General features: G+C 44.0%; 9 protein-coding genes and 1 pseudogene. 4 read left to right on the forward strand and 6 right to left on the reverse strand.

What is annotated here, in order from left to right; genetic code table 11:
* The 4 genes and pseudogenes from sucC to HRT75_RS11950 form a co-directional block, all read left to right on the forward strand.
* Positions 1-684: pseudogene (gene sucC, locus HRT75_RS11935) on the forward strand (succinate--CoA ligase subunit beta); the annotation flags it as partial.
* A 178-nt stretch (positions 685-862) separates the two neighbouring features.
* Positions 863-1,198, forward strand: coding sequence for a hypothetical protein (locus HRT75_RS11940; RefSeq protein WP_291186994.1), 336 nt, complete (start codon positions 863-865; stop codon positions 1,196-1,198).
* A gap of 91 nt (positions 1,199-1,289) precedes the next feature.
* The gene (locus tag HRT75_RS11945; protein ID WP_272833066.1) at positions 1,290-1,691 is read left to right on the forward strand and encodes a TerB family tellurite resistance protein; all 402 of its coding nucleotides are present in this window, start codon (positions 1,290-1,292) and stop codon (positions 1,689-1,691) included.
* 106 nt (positions 1,692-1,797) lie between these two features.
* Positions 1,798-2,232 (forward strand): Hsp20/alpha crystallin family protein, encoded by a 435-nt coding sequence (locus HRT75_RS11950; protein ID WP_291186998.1) that lies wholly within the window; start codon positions 1,798-1,800, stop codon positions 2,230-2,232.
* Positions 2,233-2,496: 264 nt separating this feature from the next.
* On the opposite strand, the gene rluF is transcribed toward HRT75_RS11950, so the two are convergent.
* From rluF to HRT75_RS11980, 6 genes are all read right to left on the reverse strand, one after another.
* Positions 2,497-3,258, reverse strand: a complete 762-nt coding sequence (gene rluF, locus HRT75_RS11955) for a 23S rRNA pseudouridine(2604) synthase RluF (RefSeq protein ID WP_291187001.1) — start codon at positions 3,256-3,258, stop codon at positions 2,497-2,499.
* Positions 3,258-5,258, reverse strand: a complete 2,001-nt coding sequence (gene uvrB / locus HRT75_RS11960) for an excinuclease ABC subunit UvrB (RefSeq protein WP_291187003.1) — start codon at positions 5,256-5,258, stop codon at positions 3,258-3,260. Before uvrB ends, rluF begins: the two co-directional genes overlap by 1 nt.
* A 119-nt stretch (positions 5,259-5,377) precedes the next feature.
* A complete protein-coding gene (locus HRT75_RS11965) occupies positions 5,378-9,220 on the reverse strand; it encodes a gliding motility-associated C-terminal domain-containing protein (protein WP_291187006.1) in 3,843 nt (1,280 codons plus the stop codon).
* A gap of 4 nt (positions 9,221-9,224) precedes the next feature.
* Positions 9,225-9,665, reverse strand: coding sequence for a hypothetical protein (locus HRT75_RS11970; RefSeq protein ID WP_291187009.1), 441 nt, complete (start codon positions 9,663-9,665; stop codon positions 9,225-9,227).
* A 120-nt stretch (positions 9,666-9,785) separates the two neighbouring features.
* A complete protein-coding gene (locus HRT75_RS11975) occupies positions 9,786-13,208 on the reverse strand; it encodes a gliding motility-associated C-terminal domain-containing protein (RefSeq protein ID WP_291187012.1) in 3,423 nt (1,140 codons plus the stop codon).
* Positions 13,209-13,395: 187 nt separating this feature from the next.
* Positions 13,396-14,223: gliding motility-associated C-terminal domain-containing protein (locus HRT75_RS11980; RefSeq protein WP_291187014.1), on the reverse strand; the 828-nt coding region annotated here is incomplete at its 5' end.

The raw sequence follows: 14,223 nt of genomic DNA on the forward strand, positions 1-14,223 counted from the left end.
CGTAAGATTGCCTTTAACTTAGGGTTATCTGGTGTTGCTTTAAAAGAAATGACAAAATTTGTATCTGCATTATATACAGCATACATCAAGTCAGATTCTTCAATGTTTGAAATTAATCCTGTATTAAAAACTTCAGATTCTAAAATTTTAGCGGTTGATGCTAAAGTAACTTTAGATGAAAATGCATTGTATAGACATAAAGATTATGCATTAATGCGTGATTTACGCGAAGAGAATCCTATTGAAGTAGAAGCAAAAGCTGCTGGTTTAAATTATGTTGATTTAGATGGTAATGTTGGATGTATGGTAAACGGAGCTGGATTGGCCATGGCGACTATGGATTTGATCAAGATGGCCGGTGGAGAGCCAGCTAACTTCTTGGATGTTGGAGGAACTGCAGACGCTGAGCGTGTGGAACCAGCTTTTAGGATCATTCTTCGTGATGAGAATGTAAAAGCGATTCTTGTGAACATTTTTGGAGGTATTGTACGTTGTGACCGTGTGGCCCAAGGTATTGTAGATGCCTACAAGAATATCGGTAACATTCCAGTGCCTATCATTGTGCGTTTACAAGGAACTAATGCAGAATTAGCTAAAGAAATCATCGATAATAGTGGTTTGGATGTGCATTCTGCAGTAGAATTTAAAGAAGCATCAGATAAAGTTCAGGCGGTACTCGCATAAACTTTGTAACATACTTAAAGCTCCCGTAAACGCTGGTTTTCGGGAGTTTTTTTATGCCATATTTTGAATGTTAACTAGTTCAAATAATCGTTAAACTGTCGTTAAATCAAGCCTTTAGAAGTAACTATTTAATTTTTGAGCAGTCTATTAGGTGTACATCAATTTAAATCGAACAGTAATGCGAAAATTAAGTTTATTAGTAGTTGCCCTAGCGTTTTTTGTAGGGACTACTGCAAATGCGGCCACCGAGCCAACAAACGAGAACCCAGTAACGATCACTCAAGAGATCGGGAAGTTTTTAGCCAACCCAGACTTTGATTTTGGAGGGGAGGAGATCGCCAAGGTTTCTTTCATGATCAACAAAGACAATGAGGTGGTTGTACTGTCTGTAGATTCAGACAACGATACTGTAGTGTCATACATCAAGTCTAGATTGAACTATCAAAAACTTGAGACAAGCGCTCAGAAAGGAACAGAATATACAGTGCCCGTGCGATTGAAGACGGTAGTGTAGAGGAGGCACTGTAAAAAAGAAGAATCCCGCAGTCTGGCTGCGGGATTTTTTTTGGTCCTTGCTTTTCCCTATTTTTACCCCACTACAACAGATGGATAAGAAAGAGGAAAAATTAGGACTACTCAGTGATTTGATTGCTTTAGCGCAGGCAGATCATCATATTTCTGAAGAGGAATATCAATTTATCATGACCTTGGCCAAACGCTTTGAAATTGATAAGGAGACAGTACATGACCTTTTTCACAATCCTGTGGAATCCAAGCCTATTGTTACGGAACTCGGGCGTATCACGCACTTTCACAAGTTAGTGTTGATGATGAATATTGACCTCAAAACCAAAGATGCTGAGGTAGCTGCGTTGCGTAATTTTGGACTCAAGATGGGGATTCGCATGGAGATCATAGATCAGGTGATGCTCCGCATGGATAAGTACGAGAACAAGCTCATTCCAGCTGACGAATTGGTGCGTATTTTCCAAGCCTATTACAACTAAACTGTCAATTCGGCATTAAAATTTACTCAAATCACGTCAAAATGGCGTATAAGTAGCAATGGAATCGAAATTGCTATAAACTACTCGTAAATAAATTTTTCATGTTATGAGTTTAGTAAAAAGAAATACACGATTTGGATTCCCATCACTATTAGACGATCTGTTTTTGAATGATCGCTTGGATGTTTGGGGAGGACAAAGAGCCGCCCTGCCGGCAGCCAACATAAAAGAAACTGAAGATGATTTCCAAGTGTCCTTGGCGGCCCCAGGCTTTAAAAAAGAAGATTTTAATATCAACCTTGAAGATGATGTGCTAACCATATCATCAACAGTTGAGAACACATCAGAAACCAAAGACGAAAAGGAGCGCTACACCCGTAAGGAGTTTAGTCATTCAAGCTTTAGTCGCGCCTTTAGTCTTCCAGAAGATGTAAAACAAGACGAGATCTCAGCAGCCTATACCGATGGTATTTTGACCATTGTTGTTCCTAAGAACAAAGAGGCGCAGCTGTCTCAAAAGCGCACAATTGCAATTTCATAGTTATCCTAAGACTCTATTAGGAAATTTGGTTAGTTAGTTGTAGTAAGTCAGACCTTTGCAATTGGGGTCTGACTTCTTTTTTATGGAACTCCTTTATCCTTCTACTCTTTGCTAAAAAATTGTCCTTTTCGCTCTGATTCTTGAGTTTTTATCGTTCCGTAGCGCTGCTATGCAACTCAAAAAACTCTTCAATCACAGCCAAAATGCCTAATTTTCGCTTAAAGACTATCAGTCTAAATGAGTTCAGGAAATTATTAAACTAGACTAGTGTCTGCGGCGTCTGCGTGGAGTTTGAGCTGCGGCGACTTTAGAAGAGGTGCTCACCATGGCCTCGATCTCTTTAAGTTCTTGAGCACTGAGGTCTCTCCACTTACCTTCCGGAATACCATCTAGCGTAATATTCATAATGCGGACCCTTTGCAAACGGGTTACTTCGTAGCCCAAGTATTCACACATTCTGCGGATCTGTCTGTTGCGGCCTTGCACTAAGATGATCTTAAAGACGAATCGGCTTAAACGTTCCACCTTGCATTTTTTAGTTACGGTTCCCAAAATTGGGATCCCTCCAGCCATGCGTCTCACGAACTCTTCAGTAATTGGGCGGTCTACAGTAACGATGTATTCCTTTTCGTGTTGATTCCCAGCGCGCAGTATTTTATTGACGATATCTCCATTGTTGGTTAGAAAGATCAGCCCCTCACTGGGTTTGTCCAAACGACCCACGTGAAAAATACGCTCCTTGTGATTGATATAACTAATGATATTCCCAGGAATGCTTTCATCCGTTGTGCACGTAATGCCTACGGGTTTATTAAAGGCGATAAAGACATCGTCTTCTTTTTTGTTGGCCGATTGGCCATCTACGCGAATCTCATCATCGGGCAGGACACGATCTCCCAAAACAGCTTTACGGTCATTGATGGTCACCCGACCTTGCTCTATCAAAGCGTCAGCCTGACGTCGCGAACAAAATCCTTGTTCACTCAAAGCTTTATTGATACGGATGCTGTTTGCTGCGTTCTCCATTATTCTAGGGTTTCCATTTCTTTCTGATACTGTTTGATCTGATCGCGCAATTTAGCGGCGAGCATGAAATCCAGCTCTTTTGCAGCCTTTTCCATGGCCTTGCGCGTATCGCGAATGCGCTTTTCAATCTGCGGCTTGGTCAAGTACTCTTCTGGGCGTTCTTGCAATAATTCTTCCGCAGTATCAAAGGTAAAACGCTCCGTCTTTTCTTTAGTCAAAGCATTGTCCAAGGACTTTTTGATCGCTGTTGGAGTGATGCCGTGTTTCTCGTTATAGGCGATCTGCTTCGCTCTACGGTAATTGGTACCGTCGATGGTTTCTTGCATACTCCGCGTAATGGTGTCTGCATACATGATGGCCTTTCCGTTGATATTACGCGCTGCACGACCTACGGTTTGCGTTAAGGAGCGATTCGATCTCAAAAATCCTTCTTTATCCGCATCTAAAATAGCTACTAAGGAAACCTCCGGTAAATCCAAACCTTCACGCAAGAGGTTTACTCCAATCAGCACATCAAAGAGACCCATGCGCAGATCCTGCATGATCTCTACGCGTTCTAAGGTGTCTACATCGCTGTGAATATAACGACAGCGTATTTGAATACGCGTGAGGTATTTGGTGAGTTCTTCGGCCATGCGCTTGGTTAGGGTAGTCACCAAAACACGCTCGTCTTTTTCTACGCGCAGTTGGATCTCTTCAATCAGATCGTCAATTTGGTGTAAGCTCGGACGGATCTCGATCACCGGATCCAACAGTCCAGTAGGGCGAATGATTTGTTCGGTATAGATTCCTTCTGATTTGCCCAATTCATAATCCGCAGGAGTTGCACTGACATAGATCACTTGATTCTGCAAGGCCTCAAATTCTTCAAACTTCAACGGACGATTGTCCATGGCTGCGGGCAACCTAAAGCCGTATTCTACTAGGTTTTCTTTACGAGAGCGGTCGCCACCATACATGGCACTTACTTGGGGAATGGACACGTGACTCTCATCCACTACCATTAAATAATCGTCAGGGAAGTAGTCTAACAGGCAGAACGGACGGGTTCCGGGTTCGCGGCCGTCCAAATAGCGGGAATAATTTTCAATACCAGAGCAATAGCCCAATTCGCGTATCATCTCCAGATCAAAGTTGGTGCGTTCTTCCAAGCGTTTGGCTTCCAAGGGCTTGCCGATCTCTCTAAAGTAATCCACCTGTTTAACCAGATCATCTTGAATGTTGTGGATGGCATTCTGAAGTACATCGGGAGAGGTCACAAACATATTGGCCGGATAGATCGTCAAGCGGTCGTAACGCTCAATCAGGTTGTTATTACTTGGGTCAAAGGCCTCGATCTCTTCAATCTCATCTCCGAAGAAATGGATTCTAAAAGCGATATCGGCATAGCTGGGATAAACGTCCAATGTATCTCCTTTGATCCTAAAATTTCCGTGGTTGAACTCTGCTTCCGTTCTTGAGTACAAGCTTTGAACCAACTTGTGCAAAAGGGCTGTTCGGGAGATCATTTCTCCTTGCTCCAGCTTGATCACGTTCTTTTGAAACTCGATTGGGTTTCCAATACCGTAAAGACAGCTCACAGAAGCTACCACGATCACATCGCGCCTACCAGAGAGCAGGGAAGAGGTGGCGCTCAAACGCAGCTTCTCAATTTCTTCATTGATGGAAAGGTCCTTTTCTATATAGGTTCCACTGGTCGGGATATACGCTTCGGGTTGGTAGTAGTCGTAGTAGGATACAAAATACTCCACCGCATTGTTGGGAAAGAACTGCTTAAATTCCGTGTACAACTGCGCAGCCAAGGTTTTGTTGTGTGCCAGTACCAGTGTTGGTCGCTGAACTTCTTCAATTACGTTCGCCACAGTAAAGGTTTTACCACTACCGGTAACCCCCAAAAGTGTTTGGTACTTTTCTCCCGTATCAATGCCTTCAGCCAAGGCTTTGATGGCTTCAGGTTGATCTCCAGTCGGCTTAAAATCAGAAACAATAGTGAATTTCATAAGGTATACTCTCTCCGCAAATCGAACCTTAAAATTACAGCTTTTTCAGGGCATATAAAACAAAAACGACTTGCAAAAAAGCAAGCCGTTTTTCTTAAATGAACTCGAATTTAGCGCATTTAATAATTCAGGTATATCCAGCCGTTATAGAGCTGTTGTGTGTCTTCAAAACGACCATCGCCAGGAGCGTCATTAAGCTGTAATACATAGAAGTAAGTTCCTACTGGAAGCAGTTCTCCATTGGCTTCGACAGCTGTTCCATCCCAATTGCTGGTGCTGGCGTTGCCGCTGTAAACCAATATTCCACGGCGGTCATAAATCTTCAAATCATAGTTGGAATGCAGCGCCAAGCCACTGATGTCTAGAGTGTCATTGAAACCATCGGCATTTGGAGAAATCCCTTGAGGAATCACTATCTCACAAACTTCAACCACAAATTCCACCACAGCTATTGCTTCACAAGTGGCGGCAGTCTCTGCGCGAATATATACGGTATCTCCATCTGCAGCTTGATAAGTCTCAGGGCTCGCAATTGGATTCTCTCCATTTTGAGCATCTTCATTGGAAGTGTGATAAGTGACTTCCAGTCCTGAGGTCTCTATACCGAGTAAGGCTTCCAATTGATTGAGATCATACGCAGCTGTTCCAGACCCTGCATCAGCACAGAGCTCAATAGGCTCTAAGGTATTAAGACTTGGTGATGCTTCTGCGATCAATTCCAAGGGGAAGGTCGCAAAGCACAACGGATCTGTAACACGAACATAGATGATCTCTGGATTGGTCGTATTGGTATAACTGAGCGGTAGTGGATTCACATTATTCTGTGCATCGGCATCCGTCGCATGGAAAGAGACAATAATTCCCAATTCACCTCCGGTGATCACCTCAATCAAGGCCTCTAGGTCAAAGGTTGCAAATCCTCCTGAGTCTCCACAAGCAACCACAGGTTCAGGGATATTGAAAGGAACCAATGGAATGATCTCCAGTTCTAAGGTAGTTAGGCTAAAGCAACCCGTCGCTGGATCCACAACGCGCACATAGATGGTTTGCGGATTAGAAGTGTTGGTATACGGACTACTCAACGGATTGTCTCCCGTTTGAGAATCTACCTCTGTTTCATGGTAGGTCACTACCAAACTGGCATCTCCAAGAGTGATTTCGTTATCTTTTAGCGTTAGGTCAAATTCCTCAATTTCATCTCCGGGATTGTTGGAGTCACACAGCGCTAATGGAGATGGATCAGCGATCACTGGACCATCCAAAACAATTAGGGTCAGGGATTCAATACTGAAACACCCTGTGGTGTCGTCTTCTACGCGAGCAAAGACATCCTGTGGATTCGCAACGTTCAAATACGGACTGCTCAGTGCTAATGAAGTATCTCCAGAAGCAGCATCTGCTGCTGTCAAATAGTAGTTAACCGTCACGCCTGCAACACCGCCTGTGATTTCCGCATCACGGGAAGTCAGGTCAAACGGCTCAATGCCGTCAAAAGGTAGCATGTCACAGAGTTCATATGCCTCAGGAGCTGTGGTTGTAGGTCCCTCATTTACAGTTATCGTAAAACTACCTACGGTAAAACAGCCGGTGGTAGGATTGACAATTCGCACCCAAATGAGCTGCGGATTCACAACATTAGAATAAGCCGTAGGATCTGCAATAGCTCCCGTACCTGCATCGGCTTCAGCTTCAGTTTCATGGAAACTAATATCTACAGCGGATTCTGCAGTAATTTCAGAAATCCAAAACGTCAGATCAAACACAGTAATTCCGTCGGCAACTTCATCATCACACAATTCATAGTTGGCAATGGGATCGTTGATCTCTGGAGAGTTCAATACAGTTATGGTAAAGCTTACAATATCAAAACAGCCTCCTGAATTCTCTATTCGCGCCCATACTACCTGAGGATTCTCCGTATTGGTGTAAGGCATGATCAGCTCAGTACCTGCAACACCTGCCAAAGCATCAGCTTCTGATACATAATAGGTCACAAAGGTGTCTGGTTGACCTGCGATGATCTCAGCATCTGCCAGAGTTAGATCAAATTCGGCGAAGCCATCATTATCGTCGTCACAAACAGTAAGATCTGTTGGCGTGTTGGCCATAGGAGTGTCAAAGAAGGTCACAACTACTGTATCGGCAACGGTACAATCTCCGTCTGTTGCCTCACAGCGATAACTTCCTGTTGTGGTGGCGTCGTAAGTTGGGTCCGTAGCTCCAACAATTGGAGCATCGTCTAAGAACCATTGGTAGGTGACTCCAGCAGCACCCGTGTCGGCATCCAAAGTAATTGGATCAGTATCACAAGTCCCGATGTCATCCCCAAGATTGAAGCTAAAGGTAGCGTTAGAAGTCACCGTGACCGTGTCTTCTACAGTTACCGTTTCGCCATTACAGTTAAGATAATCTACACGCGCGGTATAGGTCTGAGTTCCTACCGGGCATACTGTAATATCAGCGGTATCGCCAACCACGTCTCCAGATTCATCCAACCAGGTAATGCTGGTTACACTGGGACCGTCTGGAATAAAGCGCCAAGCTTCAAATTCTGTGGTCCATGGAGAATCTGAAGTATTTCTTCCTGGAGGAACAAATGCCTCTGTACCTTCATTATTTTGGATCCCCAGAACAGCGTTCCCGTCGTTCCAAGTCTCACAGGTTGGTTTGTTCAGGATGTAAACGTCAATTATGTTCGTAGTTTCATAAAGCACTGCCATTTGCGTAGCGAGCAGATCGGTGCAGCTTCCAGAGAACATAGGTACTTCAAAATAGGACACTACCAAAACACGGTTTGGTGCAGTTCCTAGAACTTCATAACCGATCTCTTCAAAATCACTAGTGGCTGGGTTGATATCGTGCCCTGGAGTGAAAATGTTTGCCTCCCCTAAGGTTGGGTTGTCATTATTGGGTAGGTCCTCATCAAAGGACCAGCCGTTAGAGGTGTCTGAACCGTCTACTTCAAAACGGATCACCCCGTTGGATCCTACTTGGAACTGGGTTTCCGTTCCTCCGAAGAAACAAAAATCAAAAGGCAGCTCTTCCACATCTGACCAAGCGTCATCAATATCTGGATTTAAACTATTGGCCAAGCCGTTAAAAGAGAAAGGTGGGTCAAAAGGAATTGGCACTACATTATAAGTGGTTGTTTCTCCAATAGAAAGAAAGTCAGCGCTTAGGTCTGCACAAATCTCTCCTGAGGAACAATCTAAAGTGACGTCAGGTCCGGCATCTACAAAGGGATTCCCTACTGAAACATCAAATTCTACATCGGCGGTCAGTTCTATACGAGTTTGATCCACGCAACCTGCTGCATCGGTAGCCGTAAAGCTGATCGGATACAACCCTGGCGAGGTGTAAGCATGCATGGCACTCAAGCCACTCATTACCGTGCCATCACCAAAATCCCACTCATAGGTCGCACCGGCATCAGAGTCAGCAAAGACAGCAGAAGCGTTTACAGTGATAACCTCATCCACATCCGCTTCTATTATACCGCCAACCGCAGCTGGAGTAGAGCCATCAAATGTAGTTGAGATCTCTTGACAACAACTTATTTGCGCTTCCCAACCGATAGAGGTGAAAAACTCGTTGGATACAAATTCAAAGGTTAAACATCCTGAGGGATTCGTCGGAGAAGGACGAACAATTCCAGGACTGTTGGTTCCTGAGAAATCACCAATGACAGGAGCAGAGGTGTCGGCTCCGTCATAAATGGTCAATACATCATTGGGCGTTTCTGTGGTGAAGCTGGTAAAATCCACTTGAAGAATTCCGCCACTACCATCGTCACAGAGTGTGAGCACTAAAGTTTCATTGTTAGCATAGGGTGCTGCAGGTCCTCCAGAATCGTAGAAGTTACCGGTACACACATTAAAACTGCCATTTTGCATATTGATCTCCTGCCCAAAAGTGGTACAGCTCAATAGCCCGAGAACGAATAGAAGTAATTTAGTTTTCATAGGACTATTGGTTTTTGCGCTCTTGAGGAGCGATTACAATGAGATATTCCGTCCCGTCTATGCGGTAGATCAATTTCTTAGCCGCATAAAAATCAAATTGGTATTTAAACGGATTGAATCGGTCTGGGTCAAAACCGCTATCGCGGCTGAGGCCTGGATTGTACAGGTTATACATGGGAACCTCTGAGAGTAATTTGAGGTTGCTATCGAGATCTAATTTTTCAGCATCACTTTTGACATAGGAAATGCGCTTTTCAAAGAGCTCTTTCATATAGACATAGCGACGGGTATCGGGTTTGATATAATCGGCACCAGAACCGGTATATACCTGAGTAACAAATCGATCAAAGTTCGCGGGGTCTGGTTTGGTTACCTGTGCCTGAACAGTTGAGAAGTTAAAGGCCAGCAGAAGCAGCCCTAGGCAGGCTTGTTTAGTTAGCGACATGGCGGTTAGTTTTTACGGGAAAGTTAAGGAAATTCTCCCCGTAAAAATCTACCGTTCATCGATAAAAAAAGCCTTCAAATCTAAATTTGAAGGCTTTCGAATATATTGGATTCTAGTTGTCTAGTAATTCAAGTACACCCATCCGGAGTATAATTGCTCAACATCTGAGAATGGATCTCCAGGCATATCATTCAATTGCAGGGTGTAGAAATAAGTTCCTACAGGCAGCAACTCACCGTTTTTCTCGATGGCGCGTCCGTCCCAATCTTGAGTACTACCGTTTCCGGAGTATACTAACAATCCACGGCGGTCAAAGATCTTCAACTCAAAGTTCGGGTGAAGCTCCAATCCACCAATGTCGAAGGTGTCGTTAAATCCATCGTTGTTTGGTGAAATACCTTGAGGAATTTCAATTTCACAAGCTACAACACTGATCTCTACAGAGGTTGTTTGGAAACATCCAGCTGCGTTTGCAACGCGGATGTAAATGGTCTCTGGAGTGGTTACGTTGGTATAGCTTTCAGGGTTTGCAATAGGATTGCTTCCGTCTTCAGCATCTGCTGAATTCGTGTGATAAGTCACTGTAAGTCCTGATAGGTCTACGCCGAACTCGCTGTTGAATGCAGTAAGGTCGAATTGATTGGTCAAACCAGAAGCTCCATCGGCAGGACAGCTTTCAACTGCAGCCGGAGCAGATAATGAATCGATCACCAAAGCAACAAGTTCTAGCGCTGTAGTGCTTACACATCCAGTTACATCGTCTACCACACGAACATAAATAGTTTGTGGGTTAGAGGTATTGCTGTATGGAGAAGTCAATGGATTGTCACCAGATTCTGCATCTGCAAGGGTTTCGTGATAGGTCACTGTCAATCCAGAAGCGCCACCAGTGATCTCATTGTCACGGCTTGTTAGGTCAAATTCAGCAACTCCACCTGGAGTTCCACACAATTCGTAAGCCGCAGGGTCACTAATAGCTGGACTGTCTGGGTACATGATCTCGTACGGTCCTGCATCAGAGGCTTGACAAGCTCCAAGATCAACTAGGATGTCGGTGTAAACACCTTCGTCCAAGCCAGAGATCACAATAGTTCCTGCACCGTCTGCTGTTAAGGCATCTGGTCCAACTGGTGTTCCGTTAAAGTTGTATGATACATCGTAAGTTGTACCTGCTGATAGTCCAGAGATCACAATACTTCCGTCTGCTGAACAAGTCGTTGGGTCATTTACGGTAACCGTGAATGTTGGGTCGTCAGGATAGTTGATCTCAAAAGGACCGGCAAGAGTTGTAGAACATTCTACGATCTCTACTGTTACGTCTGTGTAAATTCCTTGATCCAATCCTGTAATTAGGATGTTTCCAGAGCTATCCGTTGTAAAGGACATCGGTCCAACAACAACGCCATCTACCGTATAGGTTACATTATAAGTGGTGTCAGCCATCAATCCTTCGATCAGTAAGGCACCATTAGGTCCACAAACATCAGAGTCTTGAGCAGTTACGGTGAAACTTGGAGAATCTGGCTCCATCAATTCTACCGGTGCTGGCTGAGTGAATGAACAGTCGTTAAAGGTAAGTACACCGTCAGCGTAAATACCGGCAAGTAATCCTGTGATCACAATAGTTCCAGAAGCATCGGAAGTTACTGTGATTGGTCCTACAGGAACTCCGTTAAATGTATAGGTCAGTTCAAAGGTTGTGTTCGGGAATACGTTGCTGATGATCACCTGTCCTGTTGGTCCACAAGTTGTTGGATCTACACCCGCAATGGTTGCACCACCCAACGAAGGTCTGTTCAATTCGAACGGTCCTGCTGCGGTATAGGTACAATCATTAAGTACGATGGTAATATCTGTGTAAACTCCTTCGTCCAAGCCTGCAATGATGAACTGTCCGGTTGCATCAGTAGTTACCGTGATTGGTCCAACAAGCACTCCGTCTAATAAGTATGTCACCTCATAAGTAGTGTCTGCTGCTAATCCATCAACTGTCAATGATCCGTCCGAATCACAGTTTACAGGATCTGCCGTGGTTACTACTGGAGTAAAGTCTGGGTATTCAAAAGTATAAGGACCTGGATCTGTAAAGCTACAAGTTCCTTGTTCTAATGTAATGTCAGTAATAGTAACTTCACCTAAACCAGTGATGAAGATACTTCCAGTTGCATCAGAAAGTACAGTCGCTGGTCCGATAACGGTTCCGTCTTGTGTATAGGTTAAATCGTAAGAGGTTGCTGGAGTTAAGCCAGAAAGCTCTAAGCTACCGTCCATATCACAAGCTACAGGTTGATTCACAATAGCTGTAAATGTTGGTGCTCCTGGATCTTCTACAACGATTGGGCCAGCGTTCTCAAAGAAACATCCAGCGTCATTGGTAAACACGAAGTCTGTATAAACTCCAGCATCCAAACCACCAATGGTCAAAGATCCAGTCATATCAGCAGGGAGCGTGATTGGTCCCACAGGTACTCCATCGTCTACATAAGAAATATTGTAATCCGTATCTCCTAGTAATCCAGTTACTAAAATGCTACCATCATCAGCACCACAAGCTGATGGACTTTGTGGAGCTAGAGAAATAAAGGTTGGATCAACACCACCACCGGTAAAGTCTCTAAATACGTAGAAATAAGTAAAGTTTACAGATTCTCCTGGAGCAAGATCCCCAAAGAAATAAGCAATAGAGATGGCCTCATCTGCAGTGTTTGTTGCACCTTCTGTTTGTTCAAAACCAACTCCGTTCCAAATGTCTGATGGGTCACGGTTGCTAAATCCACCGTAAGTTACACGAGCACGCTCATCCTGAACGTAGTAACACACACTCGATCCGTTAGCATCGGTTCCTCCAAGAGGTCCTTGAGAAGCACAAACAAAACCAAGGATGTCAATACCACCAGAAGGTTGTGCGATCAATTCTTGATCTGTGGTAAAGGTTCCGTTGATGGTTTGGTTGTTATCTGGATCCACATTGTTCATCCAGTATAAGTTGGTTTTTGGTACAGCATCTAAGTTTGTCAAACGCTGCTCCATTCTGATGAAAAGACCGTCGCGAGAAACAGAGAAGTTACGGATGATCTCAATTCCATCAATAAATCCGTTCCAAGAGATCTGGGCAAAATCACCAAAACACGGATCGGTAAGGATCCCTGCTCCACTGATAGCTCCAGGAACTTGGTTTGGACTTGCTAAGTTGTTATTCCATACAGCCCCGTCGTATTCGATTCCCCATCCTTCTTCCGGAGAACCAGGAGTAAAGAAATCCCCGTCATAATCAACCCAGCCGTCCATAGTTGGGTTGGCGATAAAACCAAAAAGGTCATTACCAGTCTCACGGCTATCGTGGTATGGTGGTCCAGGATTTTGGTCGTTTGGAACCCCAAACGTACCGTTTTGATTGATCCCGATTTCAATGAAATTACCTTTGGCGAAAGCATCGTCCAAAGACAACTGTGCATCGAGCTGCGCCTGACTTTGTTGAAGCCCTAAAAATAGGAAGGCCAGTGCAAATATTGATTGTAAGAATCTAGGAGTAAAATTTCTCATAGAAGGTGGCTGTTAATTGTATAAATTGATGTCTAAAATATAAATGTAAGAGATTATTTTAAGTCTGTAAAAGAATTGAACAAAACTTAGACGTAATTTTTGTTTTCAACGATGTAGGTAAAAAAAAGGCCTCAAATCGGGCCTTAAATGTTAAAAAGTAGGAGCTCAGATCGCCGCTCAATTGCGGTTAGTCCCGATTCAAATACAACCATCCGCTAAAGGTGTCGAAGTTCTCATCGGCAAGAAAAAGTACGTAGTAATAAACCCCTGGAGGAACTACTTTTTCACCTCTTGCGAGACCCCGATTTGGAATGCCATTCCAATGTCCAGTTTGATTGGTTCCTACAAAAATCAGATTCCCTGATCGCGAATAAATCTCCAAGCGGTGATCGGGAAAAATATCCAGCAATCCTTGGATTTCAAAAGTGTCGTTAATTCCGTCTGCATTGGGAGAAAATCCTTGAGGAATTAGAGGCGGACAATTTTCAACACGAACAGTGAAACTGGCTATGTCAAAACAGATCTCATTGTCTACTCTTACAAAGATCTCTTGCGGATTCTGCGTATTGTTGAATCGTTGGGTGTTGACTATAGGATTGATCCCAATTAGCGCATCAGAAGCACTGGTGTAATAACGAATGGTACCTCCGAACTCTTGCAGCAGCGGTTCCACCTCCTGGGTCAAGTCAAATTCAGCACTGTCAAAACCTACATCACAGGCGAGTTGATCCGTTAGTGGTGGCAATTGTGGAATGCTTTGGAAATTTACATTGGCTTTAAAGGTGTTGTTGGTCTCATCCAACTCCTCAATAATGGAATTTCCATCGCCTAGATCATCAGCTACTGCAAGTAGGCTAAAACTGTCCGGGAGATCAGGATCAAGAATCAAGGCAACCTCAAGGTCTATAACGCCACCAACGGGTATTGCTGTAGGTGTATCTAGGCCGAGAATAAAGGTTCCATCAGCATAAAGGGCAATCGGAGTGCCGGCAGCGAATGGCGCAGTTCCCTCCGT

This window comes from Gilvibacter sp., from assembly GCF_013214815.1.
GTDB lineage: Bacteria > Bacteroidota > Bacteroidia > Flavobacteriales > Flavobacteriaceae > Gilvibacter.